This is a genomic window from Xanthomonas sp. 60, assembly GCF_011761925.1.
This window is the reverse complement of record NZ_JAASQW010000008.1, coordinates 83783-109530: the sequence shown is the minus strand read 5'-3', so window position 1 is coordinate 109530 and position 25748 is coordinate 83783. Positions and strand designations below refer to the sequence as shown.

General features: G+C 64.2%; 36 protein-coding genes. 3 read left to right on the top strand and 33 right to left on the bottom strand.

Annotation, left to right across the window (positions count from 1 at the left end):
• Window positions 1-177: 177 nt before the first annotated feature.
• The 11 genes from FHY09_RS15285 to FHY09_RS15235 all read right to left on the bottom strand — a co-directional run bounded on the left by FHY09_RS15285 (window position 178) and on the right by FHY09_RS15235 (window position 7803).
• Window positions 178-1092 carry a DNA cytosine methyltransferase gene (locus FHY09_RS15285; protein WP_166927759.1) on the bottom strand — a complete coding sequence of 305 codons (915 nt, stop codon included), beginning with the start codon at window positions 1090-1092 and terminating at the stop codon, window positions 178-180.
• Window positions 1089-1877 carry a hypothetical protein gene (locus FHY09_RS15280; protein WP_166927758.1) on the bottom strand — a complete coding sequence of 263 codons (789 nt, stop codon included), beginning with the start codon at window positions 1875-1877 and terminating at the stop codon, window positions 1089-1091. Before FHY09_RS15280 ends, FHY09_RS15285 begins: the two co-directional genes overlap by 4 nt.
• Window positions 1870-2061 carry a hypothetical protein gene (locus FHY09_RS15275; RefSeq protein WP_166927757.1) on the bottom strand — a complete coding sequence of 64 codons (192 nt, stop codon included), beginning with the start codon at window positions 2059-2061 and terminating at the stop codon, window positions 1870-1872. The genes FHY09_RS15280 and FHY09_RS15275 overlap by 8 nt, the downstream gene beginning before the upstream one ends.
• A gap of 197 nt (window positions 2062-2258) precedes the next feature.
• The gene (locus FHY09_RS15270) at window positions 2259-2444 is read right to left on the bottom strand and encodes a hypothetical protein (RefSeq protein WP_166927756.1); all 186 of its coding nucleotides are present in this window, start codon (window positions 2442-2444) and stop codon (window positions 2259-2261) included.
• Window positions 2437-2862 carry a hypothetical protein gene (locus FHY09_RS15265; RefSeq protein ID WP_166927755.1) on the bottom strand — a complete coding sequence of 142 codons (426 nt, stop codon included), beginning with the start codon at window positions 2860-2862 and terminating at the stop codon, window positions 2437-2439. The genes FHY09_RS15270 and FHY09_RS15265 overlap by 8 nt, the downstream gene beginning before the upstream one ends.
• 85 nt (window positions 2863-2947) lie before the next feature.
• Window positions 2948-5638, bottom strand: a complete 2691-nt coding sequence (locus FHY09_RS15260; RefSeq protein WP_166927754.1) for a toprim domain-containing protein — start codon at window positions 5636-5638, stop codon at window positions 2948-2950.
• A 109-nt stretch (window positions 5639-5747) separates the two neighbouring features.
• Window positions 5748-5993, bottom strand: coding sequence for a hypothetical protein (locus tag FHY09_RS15255; RefSeq protein WP_166927753.1), 246 nt, complete (start codon window positions 5991-5993; stop codon window positions 5748-5750).
• Complete coding sequence (locus tag FHY09_RS15250; protein ID WP_166927752.1) at window positions 5993-6301, bottom strand: hypothetical protein; 309 nt, start codon at window positions 6299-6301, stop codon at window positions 5993-5995. Before FHY09_RS15250 ends, FHY09_RS15255 begins: the two co-directional genes overlap by 1 nt.
• Window positions 6301-6543 carry a hypothetical protein gene (locus FHY09_RS15245; RefSeq protein WP_166927751.1) on the bottom strand — a complete coding sequence of 81 codons (243 nt, stop codon included), beginning with the start codon at window positions 6541-6543 and terminating at the stop codon, window positions 6301-6303. The genes FHY09_RS15250 and FHY09_RS15245 overlap by 1 nt, the downstream gene beginning before the upstream one ends.
• Before the next feature lie 595 nt (window positions 6544-7138).
• Window positions 7139-7480 carry an ogr/Delta-like zinc finger family protein gene (locus FHY09_RS15240; RefSeq protein WP_166927750.1) on the bottom strand — a complete coding sequence of 114 codons (342 nt, stop codon included), beginning with the start codon at window positions 7478-7480 and terminating at the stop codon, window positions 7139-7141.
• A complete protein-coding gene (locus FHY09_RS15235; protein ID WP_166927749.1) occupies window positions 7477-7803 on the bottom strand; it encodes a DNA-binding protein in 327 nt (108 codons plus the stop codon). The genes FHY09_RS15240 and FHY09_RS15235 overlap by 4 nt, the downstream gene beginning before the upstream one ends.
• A gap of 70 nt (window positions 7804-7873) precedes the next feature.
• Between FHY09_RS15235 and FHY09_RS15230 the strand changes: the two genes are divergently transcribed.
• Both FHY09_RS15230 and FHY09_RS15225 read left to right on the top strand, forming a co-directional pair.
• Window positions 7874-8305 (top strand): helix-turn-helix domain-containing protein, encoded by a 432-nt coding sequence (locus FHY09_RS15230; RefSeq protein WP_456362838.1) that lies wholly within the window; start codon window positions 7874-7876, stop codon window positions 8303-8305.
• Window positions 8306-8563: 258 nt separating this feature from the next.
• The gene (locus FHY09_RS15225; protein WP_166927748.1) at window positions 8564-8767 is read left to right on the top strand and encodes a hypothetical protein; all 204 of its coding nucleotides are present in this window, start codon (window positions 8564-8566) and stop codon (window positions 8765-8767) included.
• Between the two features lie 12 nt (window positions 8768-8779).
• Here the strand turns inward: FHY09_RS15225 and FHY09_RS15220 are convergent, their stop codons facing one another.
• From FHY09_RS15220 to FHY09_RS15210, 3 genes are read right to left on the bottom strand one after another with little or no spacing between them, the layout of a single operon-like run.
• A complete protein-coding gene (locus tag FHY09_RS15220) occupies window positions 8780-9772 on the bottom strand; it encodes a phage late control D family protein (protein WP_166927747.1) in 993 nt (330 codons plus the stop codon).
• Window positions 9769-10164: a phage tail protein gene (locus FHY09_RS15215; RefSeq protein ID WP_166927746.1), complete on the bottom strand. Its 396-nt coding sequence runs from the start codon at window positions 10162-10164 to the stop codon at window positions 9769-9771. The genes FHY09_RS15220 and FHY09_RS15215 overlap by 4 nt, the downstream gene beginning before the upstream one ends.
• Window positions 10165-10174: 10 nt before the next feature.
• A complete protein-coding gene (locus tag FHY09_RS15210) occupies window positions 10175-12580 on the bottom strand; it encodes a phage tail tape measure protein (protein ID WP_456362837.1) in 2406 nt (801 codons plus the stop codon).
• 42 nt (window positions 12581-12622) lie between these two features.
• On the opposite strand from FHY09_RS15210, the gene FHY09_RS16460 reads away from it, so the two are divergent.
• A complete protein-coding gene (locus tag FHY09_RS16460; protein ID WP_456362836.1) occupies window positions 12623-12928 on the top strand; it encodes a hypothetical protein in 306 nt (101 codons plus the stop codon).
• Between the two features lie 130 nt (window positions 12929-13058).
• On the opposite strand, the gene FHY09_RS15205 is transcribed toward FHY09_RS16460, so the two are convergent.
• The 19 genes from FHY09_RS15205 to gpM form a co-directional block, all read right to left on the bottom strand.
• Entirely contained in the window at window positions 13059-13199 is a 141-nt protein-coding gene (locus tag FHY09_RS15205) for a hypothetical protein (protein ID WP_166927745.1), read from the bottom strand.
• Window positions 13200-13211: 12 nt separating this feature from the next.
• Complete coding sequence (locus FHY09_RS15200) at window positions 13212-13328, bottom strand: GpE family phage tail protein (RefSeq protein ID WP_166927744.1); 117 nt, start codon at window positions 13326-13328, stop codon at window positions 13212-13214.
• A gap of 20 nt (window positions 13329-13348) precedes the next feature.
• Window positions 13349-13777: a phage tail assembly protein gene (locus tag FHY09_RS15195; protein WP_166927743.1), complete on the bottom strand. Its 429-nt coding sequence runs from the start codon at window positions 13775-13777 to the stop codon at window positions 13349-13351.
• A gap of 48 nt (window positions 13778-13825) precedes the next feature.
• Complete coding sequence (locus FHY09_RS15190; protein ID WP_166927742.1) at window positions 13826-14335, bottom strand: phage major tail tube protein; 510 nt, start codon at window positions 14333-14335, stop codon at window positions 13826-13828.
• Window positions 14336-14350: 15 nt separating this feature from the next.
• On the bottom strand, window positions 14351-15517 hold the full coding sequence (locus FHY09_RS15185; RefSeq protein ID WP_166927741.1) for a phage tail sheath protein: 1167 nt from the start codon (window positions 15515-15517) through the stop codon (window positions 14351-14353).
• 18 nt (window positions 15518-15535) lie between these two features.
• Window positions 15536-15892 carry a GPW/gp25 family protein gene (locus tag FHY09_RS15180; RefSeq protein WP_166927740.1) on the bottom strand — a complete coding sequence of 119 codons (357 nt, stop codon included), beginning with the start codon at window positions 15890-15892 and terminating at the stop codon, window positions 15536-15538.
• On the bottom strand, window positions 15889-16461 hold the full coding sequence (locus FHY09_RS15175; protein ID WP_166927739.1) for a phage baseplate assembly protein V: 573 nt from the start codon (window positions 16459-16461) through the stop codon (window positions 15889-15891). The genes FHY09_RS15180 and FHY09_RS15175 overlap by 4 nt, the downstream gene beginning before the upstream one ends.
• Window positions 16462-17203: 742 nt before the next feature.
• Entirely contained in the window at window positions 17204-19810 is a 2607-nt protein-coding gene (locus tag FHY09_RS15170; protein ID WP_166927738.1) for a hypothetical protein, read from the bottom strand.
• A gap of 10 nt (window positions 19811-19820) precedes the next feature.
• Window positions 19821-20378 (bottom strand): phage tail protein I, encoded by a 558-nt coding sequence (locus tag FHY09_RS15165; RefSeq protein ID WP_166927737.1) that lies wholly within the window; start codon window positions 20376-20378, stop codon window positions 19821-19823.
• The gene (locus FHY09_RS15160) at window positions 20371-21261 is read right to left on the bottom strand and encodes a baseplate J/gp47 family protein (RefSeq protein WP_166927736.1); all 891 of its coding nucleotides are present in this window, start codon (window positions 21259-21261) and stop codon (window positions 20371-20373) included. The genes FHY09_RS15165 and FHY09_RS15160 overlap by 8 nt, the downstream gene beginning before the upstream one ends.
• Before the next feature lie 171 nt (window positions 21262-21432).
• A complete protein-coding gene (locus tag FHY09_RS15155) occupies window positions 21433-21906 on the bottom strand; it encodes a phage virion morphogenesis protein (RefSeq protein WP_166927735.1) in 474 nt (157 codons plus the stop codon).
• The gene (locus tag FHY09_RS15150) at window positions 21903-22391 is read right to left on the bottom strand and encodes a phage tail protein (protein WP_166927734.1); all 489 of its coding nucleotides are present in this window, start codon (window positions 22389-22391) and stop codon (window positions 21903-21905) included. Before FHY09_RS15150 ends, FHY09_RS15155 begins: the two co-directional genes overlap by 4 nt.
• On the bottom strand, window positions 22388-22909 hold the full coding sequence (locus tag FHY09_RS15145; RefSeq protein ID WP_166927733.1) for a hypothetical protein: 522 nt from the start codon (window positions 22907-22909) through the stop codon (window positions 22388-22390). The genes FHY09_RS15150 and FHY09_RS15145 overlap by 4 nt, the downstream gene beginning before the upstream one ends.
• A complete protein-coding gene (locus tag FHY09_RS15140; protein ID WP_166927732.1) occupies window positions 22909-23544 on the bottom strand; it encodes a glycoside hydrolase family 19 protein in 636 nt (211 codons plus the stop codon). Before FHY09_RS15140 ends, FHY09_RS15145 begins: the two co-directional genes overlap by 1 nt.
• A 5-nt stretch (window positions 23545-23549) precedes the next feature.
• Window positions 23550-23840 (bottom strand): phage holin family protein, encoded by a 291-nt coding sequence (locus tag FHY09_RS15135; RefSeq protein WP_166927731.1) that lies wholly within the window; start codon window positions 23838-23840, stop codon window positions 23550-23552.
• Entirely contained in the window at window positions 23833-24186 is a 354-nt protein-coding gene (locus FHY09_RS15130) for a putative holin (RefSeq protein ID WP_166927730.1), read from the bottom strand. The genes FHY09_RS15135 and FHY09_RS15130 overlap by 8 nt, the downstream gene beginning before the upstream one ends.
• A 2-nt stretch (window positions 24187-24188) precedes the next feature.
• On the bottom strand, window positions 24189-24404 hold the full coding sequence (locus FHY09_RS15125) for a tail protein X (protein WP_166927729.1): 216 nt from the start codon (window positions 24402-24404) through the stop codon (window positions 24189-24191).
• On the bottom strand, window positions 24404-24871 hold the full coding sequence (locus tag FHY09_RS15120; RefSeq protein ID WP_166927728.1) for a head completion/stabilization protein: 468 nt from the start codon (window positions 24869-24871) through the stop codon (window positions 24404-24406). Before FHY09_RS15120 ends, FHY09_RS15125 begins: the two co-directional genes overlap by 1 nt.
• Window positions 24872-24972: 101 nt before the next feature.
• Complete coding sequence (gpM, locus tag FHY09_RS15115; RefSeq protein WP_166927727.1) at window positions 24973-25743, bottom strand: phage terminase small subunit; 771 nt, start codon at window positions 25741-25743, stop codon at window positions 24973-24975.
• Window positions 25744-25748 lie beyond the last annotated feature (5 nt).

Genomic DNA, 25748 nt, shown 5'->3' with positions numbered 1-25748 from the left:
GCTTGTGCCAGTGCGCCCATGCCAGATCGAACGACGGGTGCTTAGCCGTGGTGCTGCAACAGCATTCGATGAGGTGGCCACCGCCCGCGCCCTCGCGGCGTAGATCGTGGATGTACCGCGCCGGGTGGCTATCCGGGCAGGGAGGCAGAATGCGAGGTGGCGTCTTCTGTCGCTGTGTCATGCGGCCTCCCGCAGCGCGGTGATGATGGCGCGAGCCTTTGGCGGGCAGACGGCATTGCCCAGCATCTGCATCGCGTCCCGCTTGTTGGATGGCAGCTGGTAGGTTGAAGGAAAGCCCATGGCGGCGCGTCCTTCATCTACGGTGAGCATGCGCATGCGGTCGCCATCGACCACAGCCCACCTGTCGCGGGTTGTGATCGAGCCAATCGGACGGGCCAGTGAGCGGCCGGTGAGGCCCGAACCACTACCGAAGTACGGTGCGATAAACCTGTCGCCGAATGCAGCCCGGCCGGCTTCGATCCTGGCCAGCGTTGCCACCGCCCGGCCCGGTCGCTTGATGGGCGTCCAACTACCAGCCGTGAAGTCGATGAAACTGCTGGCCGGAACGTGATCCTGCGGTGGCAGCTGCAGCTGGATCGGGTGCTTGCTCTTGGTCAATGCGATGAAGATCCGCACGCGATGCTGCGGCACACCGAAGTCGGCCGCATCGACCAGGTGGGGGCTGATTGCATAGCCGAGCGCAGTTACAGCGGCACACCATGCGGGGAACAGCCGCCACTGCATGTACTCGGGTACGTTCTCGATGAGCGCGAATTCCGGCGAGCAGGATTCGAGCGCCGAAACCACCGCCCACGCGGTAGAGCGAGTTGCGTCGTGGTGTGGACGTTCCTTGCCACGTGCGTGCGTGTGTCCTTGACAGGCGGGCGACGCCAGCAACAGATCGAACGCGGGCAGTCTCGACCAATCGGCCTGCTGCAGATCCTGACACGCGTGTTCCGTGTGCGGATGGTTCAATGCATGTGTGGCGACAGCCGCGGGCCAATGGTTCGCGGCCCATACCACTTCGCAGCCCGCCTGCTGCGCGCCTTCGGTGAATCCGCCGCCGCCGGCGAACAAGTCAATAGCCTTCATGCCTGAACCTCGGCGCGGCTCGAAACAATGTGATGCAGCGGCTCTTCGCAGAAAATCCCGCAATCGAAGTTCAGCGACTTCATGGAGCCGCCCTTATCGGTGGTCTGCAGCTGGTCGAGGAAGATCCGCTGGCCCCTCACCTTTACCAGCCGAGCGCCCAGCCGGCGCGATTGCTCGGCGCGGTCGGCGAACACCTTTGGGTCATGCTGGCGAACGTGGTTCCAGTAGGTCGGCGACTGCGACTTCACACAGCCGATGCAGTTTGCATTGGGGTAGCCGCGCAGATAGATGGCCGGCAACGCAATGCCGGCGGACAGCAGCAGAGCGGCGCAGTCGGGCTTGCTCAAGCCGGCCTCGATCAGCACCGGCAGCACGTTCTCGCGCTCGCCGCGAACGAACCGGTCATGGCGTGCGCGTTCTTCCACAGTGAAGCCGAGGACGTGGAAGTCAGGCTTGTGGATCAGCTCCCATTCCTGGCGTGCCCGCTTCTTGAGTGCGCGGGTACAGGGGGCACCAGCGACACCGGCCATGTAACGCTCCTTCTCCCACACATCCACAGCGTCGCAGGTGGGAAACTTGGAATTTATGGCCGTCTCGACCTCCATCCCCAGCCATGCCGCCACATCGCGGGCAAAGCGCAGGTTGTCAGGATCTTCGTTGGCCACGGGGTTGTTCACGATGCGAACCTCATGCGTCGAGGCGTAGCGGTCCAGCGTCAGCTTCGCCGCCACGGCGCTCGCGGCGCCGCAGGAGAACCACACCGCGATCATCTGGCGCTTACCCATGGGTGGCCTCCTTCGCGCAGCCACGGGCCGCACAGGGCGCTGTCAGCGCGGCTGCGATAGCGGTGATGTACGCACCCTGGCCAAAGGGGCTGGTGCCGGCCAGGATGCCCCCGGCGACGTGAGGCAGGCCGGCGCTCTCGAATTCGGCGGCGAGGAACCGGCGGGCGGAATCGATATCAACCACGGGATTCCTCCCAACCGGTGAGGGTGAATGAAGCGCCGCAGTTGTGGCACTCGTAGTCGCGGGAGGGGCCGTTGTGGTCCGCATAGTTGCCGTCTCCACGGGCATACGTCCGCACCGAGGCGGGAACGTTCGTGAAGTCGAGGACACCCGTCTGGCCGCAGTCCGGGCAGTGCCTGCCGGGGTCACGGATCAGCCGCTTAAACATGGGCCACCCCCCGGCGCACGGCCATGGGGGCACGGCGGCGAAGCGGCTGCGGGATCTGGCCCACGGCCAGGCCGCTATTACGGCGCCGAGGCGGCCGCGTCTGCCACATCTTGAGCATGGTGGCGCCGGCGACCGGCAGCAGCACGCACATGGCCAACAGGGCGACGAAATCAGCCATTGGCCACCTCCTGTGCCGCCTGCGCTACGGCAGCGGCCGTAGCTCGCTTGCCGGGCAGCATGTTGGCCACCTCGTAGGGGAAGGGCACGCGGCTGGCCAGGTCGGCAAGCTCCGGCGAAATCCAGCTGGTTTCGTCGTTGAAGTCGGTCCCCTTCACCAGCTTCCAGCCCTTTCTGCTCCCTTGCCGGCGCTCGAACACGCACTGCGCGATCTTTGCCGGTCCCATGTTCAGCATCGCGGTGGCGATCACGCGGTTGTGGGTGACATGCAGGGTGATGGTTGCGCTGGCTTCTGATTCTCCGTTGTTACCAGCATTCACACGGTTATGCGCACCCGTGATAGCCTCCGCTCCGGGTCCGGTGCTGGAATCCAGCGACTTTGCGAGGGTGGTCATGGCTTTGCCTGTCATCTGTTGCATGGTTCTCTCCTGAACTTCGTTGGTGGATGGCCTTGGGGGCGGTGTTGGCGCACTCCCCGCCGGGCTTTTGCTGTCGCTACGGGTCTTACTTCTGGAACACCCAGCACTTCACGGTGCTGCTGAGCATTGGGGTGGATCGGATCGCGCTGTTTACGGCGGTGTTGGCGCTGACGAACTTGTGACGCTTCGACTCGACCAGTAGTCGGCGAAGGTCGCCAATGTCAGGCACCTGCTGACCGAAGTAGCCGGCCTTCTGAATGAACTCGTTGAGGTTGATGGCGATACGGGCTTCGTCGCGCGAATGGTTCAACACTGTTCGCTTGTCGCCGCTGGCCTGCATCTCGATGTACTCGAACGCATCCCAGAACTCGGACACGATGCGGTGGTCAGCGCCGATGGCATCCTGGCGCTGCATGGCCATCGCGACCAGGGCGTCTCGGGTCTCGCGCACCACGTGTTCCGGCAGTTCCACCACCAGCCGCAGAGAATCGAGCAGGGCCAGCATCTGCGCGTGATTCTTGATGATGCGCTCCACCCGCAGTTCCTTGTCCTCGCGCAACCTGGCTTCGTAGAACCGGACGCGCTCGGCGAACTTCTCCATCACGGCGGTTTCCGCCTTGAGCGCGGCCAGTAGGAAGTAGCTCAGCTTTTCCACCGGCAGCGCATTGAGGTTGTCGGCAGCCTGCCGACTCTCGGTTGTCGCGTTCGGCTTCTTGAAGTGCAGCTTTACGATGCGCGTCAGGATGGCTTCGCTGCCGTCTACAGCTGCGTTCTGACTGATGACGATGGTTCCCTGAAACGGCGGCTCGTAGGTTTCGTTGCCGCCGTTGCGCACGCCGCGCGTGGCCAGGGTGCCGCCGCCGTAGTAGTCCTTCAGTTCGTCCCACTCGAACGATTTGGCGTGTGCCTTGTCGTTGCTATCACTGCGGTCGGCCTCCAGCAGCACGATGGGCATGCCGGAAATCTGCCCCATGGCGCGGGCGCGGCCGGCCTTGGTGGACTTGGCGGGGTCGAAGCCCTCATGGTCTGCGCGGGCCAGCAGCTTCCAGAGGAAGTTGAGCAGCGTGGTCTTGCCGGCGCCGGCCTCGCCTGTGGCTTCCAAGAAAGGGAAGGATTTGTGCGCGCTGCGGATCTGGTTGGCGAACAGCGAGCCGAACCAGAACGTGAGGGCCACAACGCCGTGCGTACCGAAGCACATCCACAGCCATTCAAGCCACTGGCTGGTGTACTGCTCGTGGTCACGCTGAATGTCCATACGGATCGACCGCTGCGTGGTTTTGATGCGCAGCTTGTTGAACTCGAAATAGTCCTCCGCGTTGGCGAGGGTCACTTCGCCGGCACGCACGGCCAGGTCGGGGAAAATGTATGCCTTGTGGTCAGGGCTGTAGCCGACAAAATCGACCGTATCGACCTTTTTGATGTTGAACAGCTGGTCTTCCATCATTCGGTCCAGCTGCTGGCCGCTGCCACTGAACACGGCGCCTTGCGCAAGGCTGATGATTCGCTTCTTGAACTCGGTAGCGCTGGCCACCTGAGCGCCGGTGAAGGTGCCTTTGACCGACGGTGCGTCGTGAGGGAAATCAACACGGAAGTAATACCAGCTTTCGTCGGTGGCTTCGTGGCGCTGGAAGTAGAGGGCTTCGGGGTAGCAGTTGGCGATCTGCTGCACCGACGCACAGGCGCGCCGGATCTTGGCTTCCGTCTCATCGCTGACCGCTCCCTCTTCGTCATCGGGGTTCTTCTCCCGCATCATCTTGTCGAAGCGCACAGCGTCGAACTCGAACCAAAACAGGCGCGAGGCGAACTCGATGTGGAACTCGGTCTTCTGCTCGCGCTGGTAGATGACCAGCCCCTTGTCCACGGCCGTGCGCGCCATCAGCACGGCGCCGTTGTGGCGTGCCAGGTGGAGGTCAGCCTGCCACTGCGCGTCGCCGTCCTCTGCCGCCTGTGCGCGCAGGTGCAGATCGTTCCAGTCGGTTTTCTTGTCGCCTACCTGCTCGATCTGCGCAGCCATGCACCGATAGCCCAGCTTCTCGGCCCGGCGCGCGTGCTTGACCGTGTAGGCGCGGGCGCCCGGCTCGTTGTCCAGCCCCCACACCAGCACCGGCAGATCGCCCGGACGCGCGGCTTTCAGTTCCGTGAGCGACAGCTCGGGGTAGGCGTTGCTCGACATGGCGGCAACGGCGCAGATGCCGCGCTGCAGGAGGGCAATGGCGTCGAAGATGCCCTCCACGATCCAGACCTCGCGTGCGGTACGCAGGTGTTCCTGTGCGGCGGCACCCCACCAAACACCGGCGTAGCTCTCACCCGGCGCAAACCGTGCCTTCTGCTTGCCGAAGCGGTGTGGGCGGTCTATCAACCGCTCCCACCAACCGCCCTTGACCAGCGGGAAACGAACCGTGGCGGTACCCTCGCGCTTCGTGCGGTCGTAGTAGCTTTCCTGCGTGTACAGGCCGCTCAGTGGCTTCACATTGAATCCGCGGCCGGTGGCCAGGTAGGCGTCAGCGGCAGCATGTGGCGCCTGAGGCGTCTGCGGGTTGGTCTTGGAGTAGTCGTCGAACAGATCATCGTAGAGGTCGCGCACGCGCACCTCTTGCCCGCACTTGGCCTGTCGGCCACAGCGCAGCACCCACGGATTGACGTAGCTGGTGTAAAGCTCCTTCTTGCCGCAGTGCGGGCACTTGCCTCCACGCATGTACTCGGTGCCGCTGCGATGCTTGAGGCCATAGTCGCGCTGGATGCGCGACAGTACCTGTTGGCGGATTTCTTCTTGCATGGCGGCTCAGCCTTCGTTCGCCGCATGAGCGGCGGTGCGGTGGTGTTGCATGGTTCTCTCCTGACCGCCCCCGGCGGCGTTGGCGCGCTGCCGGGGGTGGGGTGATGCATTACTCAACGGCGGGGCGGGATCGACTGAGGATCGCGGCGAGGTCTTCGGCCATGTACTGCGCGACGGCGGAGGTGTGATCGGCCTCGATTTCCAGCATCTTTGCCGCCTCGCTCGGCAGCTTGGCCAGCAGTTCGGCCGCTGCGGCGATACGGCACAGTCGCAGATAATCGGCAAGGCAGATGACCTGGTCACCGCGATCCGCAGGGCCGGATAGAGATGGCGAGTGCTCGTTGCTGCTGGCCATCAGTTCAGCCCGCCCGCATAGCTGGCGCCGGTGCGCAGCCATTCGAAGAACCGGTCAGCTTCGCCCTTGGCGAGCAGGTAGACCACTGTTCCAGTCTGGATACCCTCGGTGGCGGCGCGCTGCACATTCCGCGAGTAGTGAGCCGATACGGTCGCGGCGGCGTCCGAATCGATGTGTATCAGGGCGAGGAACAGCATCCCGCGCTGGTCGAACGAGGCACGGAGGCCGAAGCCGGGGATCTGTGTTTCCAGCACGATGACCGGCCGCAGGGTCGGCTCAGGGATGGCCACGTTGGAAGGGGGCGCCATCAGTGCACCGCCTTGTCGTCGGCGCCCGGCGCGCGGCCGTTGGCGTCACAGGTGGCGTTGTAGGCGGCTAGCACGTCGCCCAGTGTGATGGCGAGCGGGCACACGCCGACAGCGAGCAGGCGGGCAATGAACGCCTGATACGCATCGTGAGGCCATTCGAGGGTGTCGGCGATCAGGCCGAAGGCGAGCGAAAGCTGACGCGCGGCAGGCTTGCCGGGCTTTGAAGGGGCTCCGTGGGACACGGGGACGTCTCCTGACTTGAGATTGAAATCTCGGAGAGACGTTCTTAGGCGTCGCACCGAGGGTGTCGGGAGGCTAAGAACCGGAGTCAGACCGGCGGGCAGTTTTCCCCTTGCGGGTGTTGTATGGCTGCCGCCCTCCCGACGCAGGAAAGCGTCGGCGCGCACGAATAGCAGGCGCAAAAAAACCGCGATGCTGACGGGCGCGGATACCGCTGACTTGGAGTTCTTAGGCTCCGTGCGGCAAACATTGCTCCCCGTCCGTGAGGAAGTCAAGTAGAACTGTGTAGAAATGCGCGGATTGATTCCAGTTGCGGACAGGCTCATGCGGACACCTGTGCAGCAGCGTGCGGCGGCAGCACCTCATAGGCGCCGCCACGTGCGATATGGGCTTTCACCAAGTCGTGAAGCCTGGAGGCGTCGCGCTGCTTCTGCGCATACGACACGTATTGGACACGCGTTGGAGCGGTTACAAAGCTCGGCTCCATTGCCGAGGACCAGCCGTCAAATTGGGTCTTATGGCGCATCACAGGCGCAGCACTCCCTCGCTGGCGCCGGATGGCGCCAGGTCAGTGGTTGTGGAAGGGGGGAAAGGTGATTAGACCGAGGGCTGATCGCCGTCGGGTGGACAGGATTCGATTGCGTCGATCCAGTCGGTTTGCAGCTCGCCCTGGTCCTGCTTCCAACGGGTCTGCAGCATCGTTCGCTGATACCACGGTGTCGGTGGCAGCTCGCAGGCGGGAGCGCTGGGGAGGCCGCTGGGACTGGCCACGTTGGTCAGTTCGGAACTGCCGGTGTACGTAGCCCCACACATGGGGTTCGGGCAGACATAGGCGTCAGTGCGCAGGAACGGGTGTTGCAAAGCACTGGTGCGCTTTACCAGCCGGGCATTGCAGGCAGGGCAGCAGAACACAGCGCGCTGTCCGACTGAGGCGCTCATGCCTTACCCCGTGCCTTCTTTGCCTTCTTGGCGGCCTTCGTCTTAACCGGGGCTTTGCCGGTGGTGTTCTTGGCCGTGCGAACGCGGGTGGATATAGGCGAATCTGTGTGAGAATCAGGGGCGGCTTTCATGCCGAGAGCGACAGCAGCATCGTGCGTCTTGCCGATCCGGCACTTGCTGGTGCTGCGCAGAGCGTTGTTCACGGCGTCTCGGTCCAGCCCGTGCTTCTCCGCGAAGGCGGTTACGGACAGACCGTTGTCGATGAGCCACTGCCGGGCTTGTTCAGCAGTGCGTAGCGCAGTGGTACGTCGTTTGGCGTTCATTCCGTTTCCGCTGTGTATTTCTAAGCGGAATGGTGGTGAAGTTAACTGCACCTGTCAAGGGGAAAATTGCGTGTCTGTAGGTATTCGCCTGAAAGAAGAACGGAAGCGGCTGGGTCTGACCCAGGAGGCCATGGGACTGGCCTGCGGTGTTGCCAAACGCACGCAGATCCTGTTCGAGCAAGATGCACACCTGCCCGGTGGCGCGTACTTCGTCGCTGCCGACGAACTCGGTATGGATGTGGCCTATGTGTTGGTCGGCCGTCGTGATCGGCTGTCCGAGCCTGATGCGGATCTGCTCAATGCGTGGCGCTCAGCGTCGCCTTCAGCGCGTGCTGCCGGTATGGCAGCGCTGCTTGGCGTCGCCCCGGCATCGACCCCGGCCGCACCACGCACGTCCTTTGAAAATGCCAGCATCAGCCAGCAGATCAGTGGTGATGTGGATCTGCGTGGGCAAAAAATCACAGTCAAGGCTCGGAAAGCAACGCACAAGTCCACTCGCTGATGCTCACCTCGATCCTGTTCATGCCGCTAACTCGCGCGCAAGGGCGCCGGGTTGGCGCACGACAGGGTATGAAGGATTATGGGTTGCGGTGGCAGTGCGAAAGATGGTGTGGCGACGTGCGTGTGCAGCTGTCAGACCGTGTTTGAAGGGGCCGTTATCGGCCAGGTTTTCACGGGTGATGTGCAGGTGCAGTGCCCACATTTGGAGCGGGCCGAACCTGCAGCGCCGGCTGAGCCGGACAGGCCGGTTGCATCGGCCATGCTGGCGATCGCCATCTGGCAGTCATTGCTTGCGCTGCCAGTGATTGCACCGCCAGCTTCCGCGTCGCTGCCCCACGCTGCCCTGTTTCTCGCTGGCGGGTTCGCCGCGCGTTACTGGAAGCGCGGACATGGCAAGGCAATGCTGCGGCATGCACGCCGCATCTTGGAAATGAGATATCTCCGAAGAAAGCGCTGCCAGTGACTAGGTTCGTTCCTATGCGTCCCGCTCAAGCTCCAGAGAAGTGGTAAAGCCAGACGAGCCACTGATTGTGTGGGTCACCTTGCTGACAAGCCAGTTGGTGCCGTCGATCTCAGGCTTAAAGCCGCTGACGGTGATGGTCTGTTCGGGATAGAGGTCCGCGCGGCCGAGCGCCAACGTGTACGAGAGCGTCGCGGTTCCGCGATCCAACCGATTGAATTCAGCCTGCGCGTGCTGTCTGGCCTCGGCCTCGGTGGCGTAGGTGGTCTGCAGTGCCTTCTCGTTGTCGGCGGTGCCCACCAGCACGCCCTTGCGGCGTGCATCGCGGCGGTCGCCCCAGTACGCACGCACGCCGGTGTACTTCTCTCGGTCGGATACCGAATAGCGGTGCTGGTCACCCGAGTCACGGGTTATCTGTAGGCCTGGCAGTTCGATGCCGCTGGGCGTGGTACCGGATCCGATGGGCGCGAAGATCAGCGCCCCGGCCTTCACCGTGGCCACCGCGTCGAAGCGCTTGGCAAGCCGCGTTAGCAGGTTGATGTCGCTCTCGTTGGCCTGGTCCAGGTGGGGGAGGGCGATGCTGGCCAGGTCGGCCGCCACCGCGCTGCGCAATGCGTGTTCGCCGGCGAGGGCGTCAAGCACCCGCCCGAGCGTGGTGTCGTGCCAGCTGCGTTCACGGCGGCGCCGGATCGCACCGGTCAGGTCGGCGCTGCGTGCTCGGATGGTCAAAATGTCCGGTGCGCCGCTGTGCTCGACGTCGTCGACCACGAACGTGCCCTTGTTGACCAAGCCGCTGTCGCTCCAGCCCAGCGCAATGGTCAGCGTGCGACCACGTGGCGGCAGGGCCATAGCGCCATCGTGATCGTGGATGCGCAGATCCAGCTGGTCGGCCTCGTCACCACGACTTTCGGTCAGCGTCAGGTCCAGCAGGCGCGGCACGATGCGGTCCGTGAGGTCGTTGCCGTCCAGTACCACCTTCCACGCGGGGATCGAATAGGCGCCGCTCATGCTGGCACGGCCTGGTTGTCGTCAACGCGCAGCAGCTGCAGTTGGAAGTCGATCAGGCGGGGAGTGCCGTCACTGAACAATGCACGTCGCGTCTCGCGGATGCTGGCGATGACGTAGCTGCCGTACACACGGCCGGTGCCTTCCACCAGCGCCTGTGGCCGACCGGTGTCGGCTAAGTCGCGCAGCACATCCAGCGACTGCAGATCTTCGGTCAGTTCGGCCGCAATGGTGCCCTGTAGGTCGATGGTGTCGTCGCCTGGGCCGACATACTGCCGCGCAGGCCGTGTGCCGATCCGTTCGCTGCTGGCGTGACGCCAGTCCATCTGCCGCTGCAGCTGGTCGTGGGCGGCGGTGGCGATGGAGAAAACAAAGGTTCCGTATGTCATCAGCATGGCGTAATTCTCAGTCAGACAGGCGGGACTGGCGGCGTGCGCTCTTCTCGCGGTCCATGGCTTCCAGCTGCCGGCGGACTTCCTGGCCGATGGCCGAGGGGTCCATGCCGGGAGCGGCGTGGATGTGGATGGTGATGCTGGAAGGCGCTGGGCCGCGCGCTAGGGCCGTCTGCATCGCTTGCGCACCCACCATGGGGGCGGTGGCCATCGCGGGCGCTGCTGCGATGCCCAGAGCGATTCCTGTACCTGCCTGTCGCATGCGCTCGCCCAAGCTGGACACCTGCGCGAGTGGATGCTTCTGGCTGCGGCCCAAGCCGCCGGCGAGTCCCTGCATGGTGAAGTCGCCCAGTTGGGCGAACACACGCGAGGGGCTGTGAATGCCCAGCAGACCCTTGAAACGGTCGATCACTCCGGAGGCAACACCGCCGACTGCGTTGGCGGCCGCGCCGGCCATCGAGCCGATGCCGCGGATCAGCCCGGAGATCATGTCGATGCCGGCCTGCACCATACGCTGCGGCCAGCCCAGCAGAATCTGGTTCAAGCCGGCCCACACGCCCTGCAGGCCCGCGAGGATCTTCCCGCCGTTGAGTGTGAATACGCCCACGATCATCGACCATGCGCCCTGCAGGTAGGTCCATGCGCCTCCCATCACATTGCGGATGGCGGGCAGGATCTTGGCGAACGCTCTGACCAACCAGCCGACGGCCGACACCGCCAGGCGCAAGTTAGCGGTCATGACCGTGGCCAGCATGCGGCCGAAACTGCGGCCGTTGTCGGTGGCGCCCTGCAACTGCGCGCTGGTGGCTTCCATCGGCGCGAACAGCTGCTTAAACCACGACCACGCGCTGCCGATGGCGCCGGAAATGGCATCCCACAGCGGCGCCAGGGGCTCCAGCGCGGTGCGCAGGTCAGTCATCAGCGGCCCAACGGCTTCGCCAACGCCCTGCCACATGCCGACCATGAACGCCTTGATCGGACCCCAGTACTTCCACACCAAGGCAGCGACCACGGCCAGCGCCGCGCCCACGGCCAGCACAGGTGCGCTGACGCCGCCCAGCACCGGCAACAAAAGGCGTGCACCGTTGAGCAGCATGGGCAACGCACGGCTGCCTACGGACAGCAGTTGGCGCAGCAGCTGGCCAAGGCCGCCGCCGCCACTCACCAGCATTACTGCCTTGTGCATCTGCGTCAGCGCCATGGCGGCCAGTCCGCCGCCTACCAGCAACCCGCCCAGGACAGTTGCGACAGCGGTACCGGCGATGGCCAGCTTCGCCAGCGTGCCGACCAGCGCGGGATTGGCGCGGATCCATTCGGTCCCACGCTTGGTGATCTGCGCGGTTCGGTCCATCAGCTGCTTGAACTGGGGAAGCAAGGTCTGGCCGATGGACTGTGCCAACACGAGCGCCTGGTTTTTCAGCAGCTGCAGGGCATTTTCGGACGTGGCCACGCGCGAGGCGTACTCTGCGGCCATGGACCCGCCATAGACCTCGGCATCGGAGACCTTGTCGAAGTTGGATTTCAGCAGCCCGAGGTTGGTCAGCAGCGGTGCGATTGCACCCACCGACTCGCGACCGAACAGAGCCGTCATGTTGGCCGCCTGCTCATGCTTGGGCAGCTCTTTCAGCTTCTCCAACACTGTCAGGATCGCGCCGCCTGCATCGTCCTGCATAGCCTTGGCCATGCCGGTTGCGCTTAGTCCAAGCTTTTCCAGTACCTCAACCTGCCGCTTCGCTGCACCTTCACCGGCGGCCAGCGTGAGCAGCATGTTCTTGATGCCGGTGGCCGAAACCTCTGATTCGATGCCCATTCCGGCCACGGTGGCGCCCAGGGCGGCCAAAGGGCCGCTGCCCAGACCTGCCACTTCGCCCAGGGCGCCAATGCGGTTGACCACTTCGCTGATCTTGATGACGCTGGCCGGGCCGGTGTTACCCAGGTGGTTGATCTTGTCGGCCAGCACAACCACTTCGTCCTGGCCCATGCGGAATGCCGTGCGCCAGGTGGCCATCGTCTGGCCGGCTTCCTCGGCGGTGCTGTCGAAGGCCACGCCCATCTTCGCGGCGTCCTCGGAGAACCGCAGCAGTTCCTGACGCGGAATTGCGGCCTGACCCGCAGCAGCCACGATTTTGGCGATTTCGGTTGGCAGCATCGGCAGGCGCATGGACAGGTCTTCGACGTCGCGCCCCATCTGCGCGAACTGGGCCGGAGTGTCGAAATCCACGACTTTTTTCACGTCCGCCATAGCCGACTCAAAGCTCATGGCCTGCCCGATAGGGAACATCTCGGCGCGCAGCGCGGCCGTGCCGCCGAAGGCTAGCCCCGCGCCGTGGCCGGCAGCACTCATGCCGGCACTGTGGATCCGTTTACTACGCATCATCGCCGCGTCCATGGCTGCCAGGCGCTTGCGCTGGGTATCCATCGCAGCGTTGGCGGCAGCTAACTCGGTGCGCAGGCGGCGCTCATGCTGGCCCAGCTGCCGCGTGCTGATGCCGGCACGTTCCAGCCCGCTGCGCAGGCGTTGCAATTCAGAGGACTGCTGCTGGTGCTGGGTCTTCAACAGCGCAGCGCTACGCTTGGCTGCGGCGAACTCGCGCGTCAGCTTCCGGGTAGGAGCGTCGGCCTGGGCAATCTGCTCTGTCAGTTCACGGACGCGCGTGGTGGCGGCCTGGTGCTGCTGACGGGTGGCTTGCGTGGCCTCGGCCTGCTGGCGGAACGCGGCAACGTCGCGCTGGCTGGCCTGCAGGCGCTTCAGCGCCTCGCGTTGTGACTGCAGCTGCTGCGACAGCCCTTTGCTGCCGGCCATGATCTTGCGGAAGGGGGCGCTGGCACGATCCAGCGCCTCCAGGACGACTTGCAGTCGCAGGTTGTCGGCGGCCATCAGTGGCCACCGCGAGCGGTCAGGCTCTGGGAGTACCGGCCTTGGGGGGCGGCAGCAGCCGGCTCACGAAGATGCAAAGAGCGCTGAGAGCCCACAGCAGCAGGCCGCCGACGATTGCCAACAGGACCAAGGCGATGAGCAGGGCGAACAGGGTGGCCATGGGGGGACTTTATCACGGGCTGTAATTCCATCGTTGGGCCGCACGTTCGCGCCACTGCATCAGTTGGTTCAGATCCATGGCCTGCATGTCGGACAGGCTGAAGTGGAATGCCATGGCGATGTCTGCCATGGCGTCCTCCACTGTTTCGGTTATGCGCGTTCCGTCTTCGAGACGAAAAAAGTGCCCAGCACCGTGGCCAGCGCCACCAAGTCGACCGGGTCCAGCTCGCGCACGTCGGCGGTCGTCAGGGTCGGGCTGCTGATGCGCGGCAGTACGATGGCCACGCAGTCCACGTCCATCGACAGCAGGTCGGTGAGCTTGACGCCGCGCAGCGCGCCGGATTTCGGCTTGCGCAGTTCAACCTCGGTGATGACCTGGTCGCCGCGCTTGAGCGGCTCTTCCAGCACGACAACGTTCGGGCGTCTCTCCGGTATGGCGGCGGGCTTGATCGCTTCCTCAACAGCAATGGAACCCGGCGTGACACGCACATCTTCCAGCGGGTGATGCTGCACCAGCGCGGCGGGGACTGCCTGCGCGCTGATGGCGGCCGGGGATGCAGGGATGGTCTCTTCGTTCATGGGGTCTCTCTCAGGGAAGGACGCCCGGCCTGCGCCGGGCGCAGGGGTTTACATGCCGATGGCGCGCCGCTGGGCGGAAAGCAGATCCACGCCGTCAACGATGAAGACCATGCCGACCGCGTCGTACTCGATCTCGGTGCGGCCGTTGATGCTCAGCTTGTAGTAGCTGGCCACGGTCTTGACGCTGAACTCGGTGTCGTCGCCGACTTTGCCGGTACCCGAGTCGATCTCGCTGTGACGCCCGCGAATGACGATCTCGACCGCGTCGGTATCACCGGTGTCTTCGCGCTGGTAGGCGCCGGCCCAGCGCAGCTGCACTGCGTTGTGGCGAATCACACCGTACTGGCGCAGCACCTCGCGCATCAGGCCGCCACACTTCCATTCGGCTTCGATGAGCTCTTGGCCGAGGTCGATCATGATGGGGCCGGCCATGCCGCCGGCCAGGTATTCCTCCATCTTGCGGGAAAGCGTGGGCAGCTTGAACTCGGTTACCTGGCCGAGGTAGCTGACGCCACTGTCGAACAGGTTCATGTTTTTCAGTTTGCTGGGCAGTGCCATGGCAAAGATTCCTTATCAGCCGTTGATGCGGCTGGCGAAGTCGGCGAAGTAGCGGTCGGTAATGCGCTGCTGCAGTTTCAGATTCTCCAGCGGCGGCACCGGGGTGTAGTCGTAGTCGATAACCAGCTGGCCACTGGCCAGAGTGGTCGGTTGGTTGGGGGCCGGGTCGTACCAAGCACTGGCGTCGATCACCACGCCCAGTTGCTTCAGTTCGCGGAACTTGGCGTTGATCGACTCCACAATGTCGCGCACCAGGCTTGGGTGCATCGGCTTGTCGGCATAAAACAGCATCGCCTCTGCGATGGTGTCGGACAGAATCTGCGCGGTGCGGGTGGCGCTCTCGAATGCGAACAGCGGATCGTCGCTGCAGGTCCGTGAACCCCAGAAGCGGTAGCCGGTGGAGTTGACCAACGTTGTGATATCAGCCGCATTCAGCACTCCGGCGTCGTTGCCCGGGTCCTGCAGGTCCCAGCTGATATCGCGGCTCAGACCCGTTACGCCCTGCACCTCGACGTTGGAGATGGTCTTGTGCCAGCCCTGTTCCTGATCGATTCGCGCGCGCAGTCCGATTGCGCGGGCCGTGGCGAAAGCCAGATCCGACTCGCTGGTGCTGGTGTTCCATGCAACGAAGTCCGGGTAGATGAGCATGAGCTCCCGCTGACTGAACTGGTCCCGGTACGCCACCGCCTCAGTCACCGAAGCGCTGGCGGCGCAGCTGACGTACGCCATGGCACGCAAGCGCTTGGCAATGCCCGCCAAGGCGACGGCAACCGGCTGTGTATCCAAGCCGGGAGCGGCGAGGATGCGGGGGCGAACGCCCAGCTGTGCCTGTGCCACCAGCATCGCCTGCGCGCCGGTGTAGTTGGCACCATCGGCGTTTCCCACCACATTGCTGGTGGTCTCCACATCGGTGGTCCCAGGTGCAACGCGGACAACCACCGTTACCGGGTTCGACTGATCAGCGATGGCGCGCAGAGTTGGCCGCAAAGTGCCTTCCACGCCGGCCTTGGCAATGGCGCCGAGCACGTCGGTAATCAGCACCGGGCGATTGAGCGGAAAGACGGTGGTATCTGCGTCCGGCGCCGTGCAGACGATGCCGAGAACAGCGGTGGCAATGGTGCGAATGGGACGGACGCCCCCGTTGATTTCGATAACGCGAACGCCGTGGTGATAGTCGGCCATGTTGGATTGCTCCTAGGATTAAGGACTGCGGAAGCGCAGTGGAACGGTCAGGCGGGTGAGCTCGCCTGCGCGATGGCGATCACTGCGTCGCCCGACCAGGTCAAGCACGAAGCTCCCCGGCACGGCGCCTGGCGTGAGGGTGATGTTGGTCAGCTGGAGGCGAGGCTCCCAGCGCATGAGAGCGGTCGCCGTCGCTCCAAACAGACGCAGCTTGGCGGCAGCGTTGAAGGGAGCGTCGATCATGCTGGGCAGCAAAGAGCCATACTCCCGTCGCTCCACCCGAGAGCCGAGCGGCGTGGTCAGAATGTCGGCGATGGATTGCGAAAGGTGCGCCTGCTCATCGACCGGTCCGCCGTGTACGCCCATGCGTGTCATGCCGGCGCACCAGAGACGGCATTGCCTGCTGTCACGCCCACATGGCCATGGCTTTTCAGGCTCTTACCGGCGCCAATGACGTCTTGTTCGGCAGTTACCGTGCCGCTAACGCCAGCATTTCCGTTTACCAGTACAGAACCGTTGATCGTTACGTCGGCGTCGATGGTGAGGCCGCCGGGCGCGGTGACCTGAGCAGTTCCGCCGCTGGGCAGGATGGCCGCCAGCGCGTGCTTCTGGCTGTCGTACTGAATGACAGCACCATCGGAAAATCGCTGGAGAACAACCGACGCGTTGTTGGAAGGGGCCGCAAACGCCGAGCTGTACAAGCCGCGCAGAACTACGGCGTTTCCCAGGTCACCCTCGGCACAGAGCAACAGCACCTGCTCGCCCACGGCGGGAGCATTCCAGTGAACGGAATCACCCGCCGCCGGCGCCAGCCACTGCAGAAGATCAGTCTCGAGCTCGCCTGAAAGTACGCGGCAGCGAGCAGCGGCGTGATCGACGGAAGTGACGGCGCCAAAGCGGATCATGTTGCTCAATTGCTGGGCGTGTTGGGTGCGCGATTCCATGAGCCCATGGTGGTCTTCCCTTCGCGCGCGCGCATGTCATGTCGCGCGTAAAGGGAGTTCGTACAAGACCGCAAGGATCAGTGCCAGCCCGTTGCTTTGCAGGTAAGACGACACGCCGTCCGGGTCACTGCACCGGTGCTGAGCCGGCGCAGCTCGCATAGCAGGTCCACCGCCCCCGTCAGACTTTGAGAGGATGCGGCTGGCACGCTGACAGTTAGGTTTGCGGAGCGGCTCGTTCCCAAATCGGCGAAGGACGGGGCACTGTTGGTTAGAGAACCCGCGCCCTGCACCGCACCGCTGAATTGAACCTGGTAATCGGCCACTGTGTGGCCAGCGGGGAGCCAGCTCCCACTGGCAAGCACGTCAGTGCCGTTCCCAACGCTGCTGTTGGATGCCGAGCGAAGGATCTGCCAGGTGCCGTTGCTCAGCAGACTGACAGAGAGAGACGCTGTCACTGGCCCCGTTGCGCTGGTGGGTGCCTGCGCCTCGGAACTGTAGGAGCCCCCGTTGAAATCCAGTGCGTACCGGGCGGTGCCCCTAGCCGCCCAGTTGTTGGAAAGATCCCTTCCATCGGCGCCGCGTCTGCCCACGTCCGGCCCCTTTGACCCGTAGCGGATGTGTGCAAATCGCAGCAACTGGCCGTCGTCTCCACGGAAACCAGGCGCTGTCGGCCCATCACCCATAACATCAGGGTCGAAGTAGTCCTCGAATCGAACCCCGCCGATATTCTGTCCAGTAGCCATTACCGGGCCTCCAGCGCAGCGATGCGAAGGATGGCCGCCTCCAACTGCTGCCGCATCAGGGCGATCTCTGTCTGGCTCTGCAGAACCTGCGCATCGAGCAGCTGCAGGAAGTGCGTGTTCAGCGGCTCCATTTGGTCCAGGTGCACGGACGCAACCATCTCGCCGGCGAAGAGCAGACCCTCCGGATTAACTGCCTCGGGAATGACTTCAAGCAACCCCTCAGCGTCATAGAACAGGCGCTGCGCATCGTCGGGGTTGTACTCCCGCCGGTACTTGCCCGTCACCGTCGGAATGCGGCGCAGGTGATCGAGGGTGTAGGGAATCTCTCCGTCAATATGCTTGAGCTTGCGCGAGGAACCAAAGTCGAACCCGCCGGACGCAACGACATTGCCCGCGAAGTAGTGGCCGGTGAATCCGCTCTCCACGTTGTATTCAAGGCGAAGACCGTTGGCCCAGCCTATATAGCCACGCCTCGCGCCATCGGGGGTGTGGAAGCTGATGTAGCCGGCTTGGCCACCGGTTCCGGGATTGAGACGTACATGACCGCCGCAGAAGCTAGATAGCCCGCCTGCGCTTGTGAACGGACCTTGTGCACCGACTCCGCCGGATGTGGTGATCGTGTTCGAAGCGTAGACCGAGCCGTCAGCGCCCACGCGAAACTCACCAGAGGCACTGCCACCGCCATGTGGGCGGAGATAGATGAGGCCGCCGTTGCCGCCGATGACGGCACTCGGAGAACTAGATTGGAAGTTCTGACCGGAGAAAACGGTGTTGACGATTACCAGCGAGCCATCAGGTTGCAGACGGGCTTCGCCTTGCGTGCTGTTCTGCCCATTCGGCCGGAGGTAGACACTGCCGCCACCGGCCCCCAGCACCACATGAGCGCTCGATGACTGGAAGTTCTGGGCTGCAGATACTGTTCCACCGACGACCAAGCTGGCATTCATGCCCACGCGCGCTTCGCCGCCGGACACTGGCGTCTTGAAGTTGATGAGGCTGTAGGGAGCGCCGCCCTTTGTATCGTAGCCGTACAGCGCCAGGGAGCCATCGCTCTCCATTACATCGAGCCATCTAGTTATGCCGTCCTTCCACCCACGTGCGATCTGGCCGATTTGGGTCCCAAGGTTTCCTGAGAACGAGCTCACCCCGGCTCCCTGTACAGGTCCACCGAAAACGGCGCTGCCTGAGCCCCACAACGAGCCGCCATTAATTCTTTGGTCACCTGCGAAGGAGTTGCCGCCTACGAGATTCGCTTTGCTAGCCGGGTTGAAGTTGCCGGAATGCCAAAGCCTGCGCCACGTGTTTCCGACAACGCGGATAGAGAACGACTCTTCGACGTTCCAGCTGTAACCGAGCTGGAAGGCTCGTGAACCATCGGCCATCGGACCCACATTCAGCACGGTCGCCCAATCAGCATCAGGTGTTGATACCGAGCCGCCGGTGTACGCGGTGGCATGAATGCCCGACGCGGGGCTGCCGTCCGGCGCGTCCGCAGTGTTGCCTGGGCTGTAACCAAGCCCGACCAATCTACGCGCCGTCTTGGCGGTGCCGTCAACGTGCAGCCGTTTCTCAGGGTCGAAGCTCTCTGCGGTCCAGATCTGCCCTCCGGTTTGCAGGGTGGCGGTGTATTTGCCCGCGACGTCATTGAAAACGAATCGGTTTCCGGCCTTGTAGATATAGCTGTCGTCGGTACCGAAGTAGAGGACACCGCTGTCTCGCGTCCCACCCCAGTTCTGAACGCGGATGGAGCTGCCGTTCACCACAACGGGACCGGTAAATGTCGCCCCAGACAGTTCCGCTTTTCCATTGAGAGCGGTCTGGAGGTTATCGACCTCGCTGATGGGGTGGGTATGCGGTGCAGCAGTGAAGCGCGTGGGCACGCCAGTAAGGCTTTCCCAGCGCCGGTAGTAATCGCCGTGCTGACCATCGAGCAGGTCTGCGTCCAATCCATTGCCTGCGCCGGCATTCTTGGTGGATGCTGACCCTAGCTCAAGCGCAACGCGCATGAGCGCGGCCGTAGCGGTTGCAAGCAAGGTTTTCGCCAATGCAGTAGGCGCGCCCGCGCCGATGCGGGCACTGACGTAGGCAGCCATGCCCGACGGAGTGAGAGCGACGTCCTTTGCAACAGCTGCAACCGCTTCTTCATCGGTCGCAAAGCGTGCCACTCCTATCTGAGAGGACGTGGCTGGTGGATTGATGAAGTCGACATCGCCGACATCAATGCTGGTGGCATTTATGTTGGCGAAGCGAATGTCGGTCGCCAGCAGCAGCGTCGCGGCAGCCGCTTTTTCCATGATCGGCGTTGCCTGCGAATATACAGCGAAGAGCGTGCCGTCCTGCAGGTAAAGCCCAAAGCCGCGAAGACTGTACGTGTCCTGGCTGTCATCACGGATATTCACATGAAGTGTATCGGTCGCTACAGCCTTGCCGCCGATAGTGCTGATGCGCTTCCGCTCGCCAGGCACTACCGCGCCCACGCTGCCTACGCTGAATGCCTTGTCGGTGAGGCCGATCTGCGTGACACGCACCGGTGCGGTTCCGGTGTGCTCGGCGTTGATGATAGCGGCGAAGCCGGCTGGGGTGATGGTGATAGTGGGGACGGTCATGGGTGAGTTCCTACGGCTCGACGGCCGCCAGCTGCAGGCGGGTGGCGGTGTACAGACGGGCGACACCGAGTGCGGCGATGGCGCCTGCGGTGCTGATGCCTTGGGTAAAGGTGAAGTGCGAGCGGACCGGCTTAGCGCGGTTCACCGCAGCGATGACCTGGTTCACGTATTCGGCCGTGACCGGGATGCCGTTCTGGCCGCTCAAGGTCAGCTGAAGCTCGAAGGTGTGGGGCGTACCCTTGGGAATGGTCTGCCACCACTCCACGATGGCCACCTGGCCGCCGAAGCTGGCCACCACGTCGGCGATGCTCTGGGCGGTCCCCTTGTGGCGCTGGATGGTGAAGGCGCTGGCTATCTGGGACCGCTTGATGTGCTCAGGCCAGCTGCTGCTCCACGTGTCCACGGATACGGACCACGCCAGGTAGGGCAAAAACTTGGGCAGGCAAAGCCACGGATTCCACAGATGCTGGTGAGCCATGGGAATCGCGCTGAGTCCGGCGTTCACCTGCTCAACCGCGCGCTCCAGGTGCGTCGCGTTGGGCGGCAGAAGGGTGAGCACCTCAGACATTGCTGCCGCGATGCTCCACCACCACCGACGTACAGAATGCCGCGCCCTGATCGGACACCACGATGTCTGTTGTTGGGCTCTCCAGCACCACGCGCTGTACGCCTTCAGCATGCAGTGCCGAATACAGCGCAGACAGAGGCACATCGCGGCCGAGACGCTGCGCTTGGCTCAGGTAGTCCTGCAAGCGGCGGTTGGCCTCAGCGATCACCAGTGCGGCGTCAGGGCCGTTGTAGGTGTAGAGGCCTGCCCGGATACCGTAGTCGGTGATATTGGCGCCCTGTACCGTGACGTGGTCGGTGAGCGGGCGGACGTTGCCGTCCATCAGCACCGACTCGACCTTGCTCAGCAAGGCAGGTGCGGGTACGCCACTGCCTGCGCGGGACAGCACCGTCACCAGCACCTCGCCCGGGCTGGGGCTGGTCACACTGGCGTCAAGCACGTTGGGGTCGGCAGACAGGGCGTGAAAGATGTAGGCGCCTTCCGGCCCGGCCACGGACAGACCTTCTGGCGCCAGCTGTATGCGGCGACGGAAGTCCTCATCGCTCTCGTACACCGCAGGAGTGCCGGCGTCCGGGTCGGCCGGCGTCAGCAGCTTCCGTGCGACGCCGAAGGGAATGGCCAGGTTGTCCAGGTCGTTGCCGCGCGAGTACGGTAGCAGTAGGCCCTTGGCGCGCTCGTTGAATTGCTCGCGCAGCAGCAGTTCGCGGTAGGCATTCTCCTGCAGCAGCTTGGTGACGGGGTCGGATTCGTACAGTTCGGCGTAATCGGGCGCCAGCCGGTACCAGGCAGCAACGCGCTCTGCATAGATCTGCTCGAAGGTGAGCTGCTCGAACACATCCGGCGCCGGCAGCTTGTCGACTTCGATGGCGGTGAACGTGGACATTCGGGGACCAGCAGTTGGGCTGGGTCCAGCCTCGCTCACGCGCGCGCGTAGGTAACCACAATCAGTCTGTACGTAAGCAACCTACAACCGGCGTCGGCGTAATCGTGCAGTCAGGCTGCAATTCTGCCGGCGCCATCTCGGCTCCACTGCGGTGTTGTGCCAGGTGCCCGCTCAAATCCTCGGCTGGCGGCCATGAATGTGACCCATGATCTGGTCGCGGATCTGCGCGACCTCTGTATCAGTGAAGCCCAGCAGCTGGCGCTTCTCGTAGGTGATGCGCCTGCCGTCCTTCGACACCGCGTCGGTAAGTCCTTCCTGATGCACTCGCGCGATGCGGGCAACGCGGCCGAAGAATCCTACCGCGATCAGCTGCGGGTTGGCACGCACCTTCAGGTGCTTGGCCTGACGAAGCTTGCGGAACATCGCATTGCGCTTGATCTTTCCGGCCTTCGCCCGGCTCGCCGGCTGCTTTCGGCGTGGCGCATAGGCGCTGCCGTCCGGGTTCATCTGGGCGGCGATGCGGCGCTGCTGGCTTCGCCGTAGCGTGTTGCCAATGCTGCGGCTTAGGCGGCTGCGTTCGGCAGGCTGCAGACGGTGCAGCAGTGGTGCGGCCCAGGCTTCCAGTGCCTGCAGATCATCGTTCATGCATCGATGGCCGGTAGGGCAGCGACAAGATTGCCCAAGCTGTCCATCACCTGCCCGCCGCGCAAGCTGTCGGTGATCTGATACTCCGGCGGTGGCTCGGTCGGGTTGTGCACCTGCAGCGCCGAGTCAGCGTCGCGCGTGACTACAAAGCGTTCGGTCAACGACAATTTGATGGTCAGGTCAACCAGGTCACTGGCCAGCACTTCCACCTCGAATGTCATCTTGTCGCGGTTGGTCGGGTTCGCAAGCAGCTCGTTCTGATGGCGAGCAACCCACTGCAGCACCGGCAACATTACCGACACCGGCGCCCCAGCGAAGTCGGTCATCACCAGGGTGGCGGTGTAGCTGCACAGGAAACTGAGATTGGTGGCGCTGGTGCTGGACCACGAGCCGTCATCGGCGAACAGCAATAGTCGGTCCGGGTTGCTGGCCAGCCCGGGCACCGCCGCAAGCAGATGCTCGCGCAGATCCTTCAGCTTGTTCATGGTCGGGCCTCCTGCAATGCCTGCTCCAGTTCTCGCACGTAGTGCTGCAGGCCGGCTATGGTTTCGCCGCGCTCGTGGCAGAGCCCGAAGTTGTGCGCGGTGGTGTCAGCGACGGCAGAGAGCGTAACGCCGGCGGCGGGCGCATCAGGATCTCCGGCGCTCGCGTGGTCCAAGGCGATGCCTTGGGCGGCGGCGTTGTAGAGGCGCACGAAGCCAGCAGGCACAGCGCAGGCAGCATCAGCAGTCGGGGTGACATAGACGGGAACCTCTTTGACGATGGTGGCGCCGCGCTCGCGCACGACTTGAACGCGGTCCACATATTGGGTGACTACGCGGGTGGTTGACCGTTCGGTTTGCGCCGCACGCACGGCAGCATCGCGCTCAGCTTCAGCCGTAGCGACTGCAGCGCCTGATTGCTCGGCTGCCCGCTCTGCGTTGGAGATTCGCTGCTGCTGGCAGGTGGCCAACACTGCGATGGCGAGCAGCACCAGCAGCAGAAGGATTGCCCGGACCTGCATCAGCGGGCCCCAAGCACACGCAGGGCGCGCTCGGTGCGCTGGCGGCGGTCGTCCAGACCGTTCGGGATGGCGCGGCTGGTGGCGCTGCCGAGGTTGATCCTGCGGCTGATCGGCAGCACATCTCCTTGGTCGGCGAGCGTGTTCAGGCACGCGTCCTGCCAATAAGCGGCCGACGCAAGGGCGCCGACCTCCGGGTTCAGCAGCAGCTGCGGCATCTGCTCCAGCGGCTGGTCGATCAGCCTGCCGATGTGGCGGTAGTTGCTACGGCCGGTCACCGCGATGGGACCCCGGCCACGGTACAGGTAACCATCGCCGCTGGCTTCGTTGCCGTTGCCGTTACGGTTGGCATAGACGCGGTTGCCCAGCTTCACCGGCTGGCCAACGAACGACGGCAGCTCCGCAGCGGTCAGGCGCCGTCCGAACACTTCCTCCAGCCGCAGTCGGCTGTACGACATACCTTCTTCCAGCTTGGTCAGGCTCAGGCTTTCATGACCAACCTGGGCGAGGAAGTGTGCTGCACGGCGGGGAGTATTTACACCGAAGCGGCGCATGGCCACATTCAGCGCATCGACCCAGCGCTGCGCTCGGGAAGGCGGGCAAAGCATGATCTGCGCGAGCAGGGTTGCGGTCAGCATGGCGGTCAGTCCTTGGGCAGCAGGCGCGCGGCGTTGCCGTGTGCGCGGTAGATGACGATGGCCAGCACTACGAGCAGCGCCAGCTGGCAGAGGCGGGTCGTAGCGTCGGCCGCGCCGCTGCCTGTACCGAAGAGCACCAGCGTCAGGGCCTGGCCGCCGGTGGCCACGATCAGCGCCCATGCCAGCCACGCGACGGCCGGGCGATGCCGTGCACCAGCGTGGGGGCGGTAGGTCAGCAGGCGCATGCAGATGACCAGGCAGGAGAACAGGGTGGCGGCGTTGATGAACTCAGACATTGGGATCGCCTCGGCGAATGCGGGGAAGGCTGCCGCGATCGCTGCGCTCGATCATCTTCAGCGTCACGGTGATGGCGAGCGCCGAACAGAGGAACGACGCCAGGCCGGCGGACTGCAGCTTGAACAGGCCCATCACTTCGCCGTTGCCGAGGTAGCCGGCCACCACGCTGATGACCAGATAGATCAGCCGCTTCCACAGCGGGAGGTTCTTGGCGGATACCACGAACAGAGTGGCACCGGCAAAGGCACCGATCAGGGCATCCCCGTCGATGCCGGGCAGCAGTGAGGCCAGGCCCACGCTGGTGGCCAGCGCCGTCAGGCTGCCGGTGGAGGTTGGTTCGGTCATCGTCAGTTCCACAGTTGGATAAGGGGGCGCTCGACGGTGCTGGACGCAGCCGGCGGGGCATCAGGCAGTTCAACCTCGGTACCCATCGGCAGATGCGTGCCGAGCAGGCTGATACCGGGGTTCAGCTGCAGGGCCTGCTCGACCATGCCGGCCGTCGTGCCCAGGTGGCGGTGACACAGCGCGTCCAGCGTGTCGCCCTGCAAGGTATGCACGCGCATCAGATCAGCCCCACGGTCACGCGACGCGTGCCCAGGAAGTCGCTGATCGCATACCGCAGATCGCGGCGCTGCTCTTCGATGGTGGGGGCCAGGTCATCGGCGCGCTGGTTGCCCTGCGCGGTGGCGTCGTAGGAACGAAACCGCGCGGTGATCTCCACGGCCACCGCGCAGTACACCGCGCGGCGATACAGCTGCATCAGGCGCGACTGGCCGTCGATCACTGGCGCCGCCACATCGGACAGCGCGGCGTTCCCTTCGGCCATGGCGTTGCTCTGCCAGTTCGCCAGTTCGCCGTTGACCTCGATCACGGCCGCGATCACGGCCTCCCGCAACCGCTCGTTGGTGACGTTGCCCTCAAGGCGCACCGCGTCGCGCAGATGCTCCAGCTTGACCACCGGCCAGAACGCGTCCGATGACACGTCAGCGGCAGCGGCCGGCTTGGAGGCGTTGGCAGTGAATCCGTTCATGGCTGTCTTCGAGGTTGGTCGCCGGTGGTCGGGGCGTCACACCAAGGGAGAGAGGTCTTGGTGATCGGCCCCGAGCCGGCGGGGTTGCGGGGTACGCTCGATCAGGCGTTGTCGTTGCCGGCGGCACCGGTCGAAGCCTCGCCCTTGGTGGCGATGTCTTCGCCGGCGCCAGTCGGCAGCGCGTCGGCCAATTTCTTCAGCAGGCGCTCGGCGCCTTCCAGATCCTTCTTGCCGCCGCAGCTGTCTTGCAGGGTGATAGCCCTCTTCAGGTCGCTCACCGCCTGCAGCACCACCGCATACGGTGGCGGCTCTTCCTTGCTGCCGGTTGCCAGCCAGCCACGTGCCTTGGCCAGGAACAGGCGCGCGCGTACCTGATCGGGCATGTCCTCGGCCTCGGTCAGCGTGGCCGCCTGGTCCAGCACGGCCAGGTCGAGCGGCTGGTCCGTCTTCTGCGCGTTCAGCGCGGCGTCGGCGATCTCTTCAGCGATGACGCAGCCGGTGGTACGCGAGAAGCTGTCGGGCATACTCAGCTTGTGGGCGATCACGTACTGGCCGATACGCAGTGCTTGGGCGAAGTTGCCGGCGTCGATGTGCCACAACATGACCGTGGTCAGCACCTGATCCTGTGCGCCTTGGCCGGCCCCAAGCACGCCGTCGATGTAGGCGTCGTAGGCTGGTAGAAGGTCCGCCTTCAGCGCAGCCTTGCCCACGTTGGACTGGATCTGCTTCAGTCGGCCCTTGTCGCTGGCCAACTGCAACAGCATCTGCTCATAGACGGTCGTGCCGTCCATCAGCTGGTTCGGCGCGGCGGCGGCCGCTGCCTGAGCCGCGCGGGCGCGGGTCAGGTGGCGCTTGGCGGGGCTGTCGGCCATCGCCG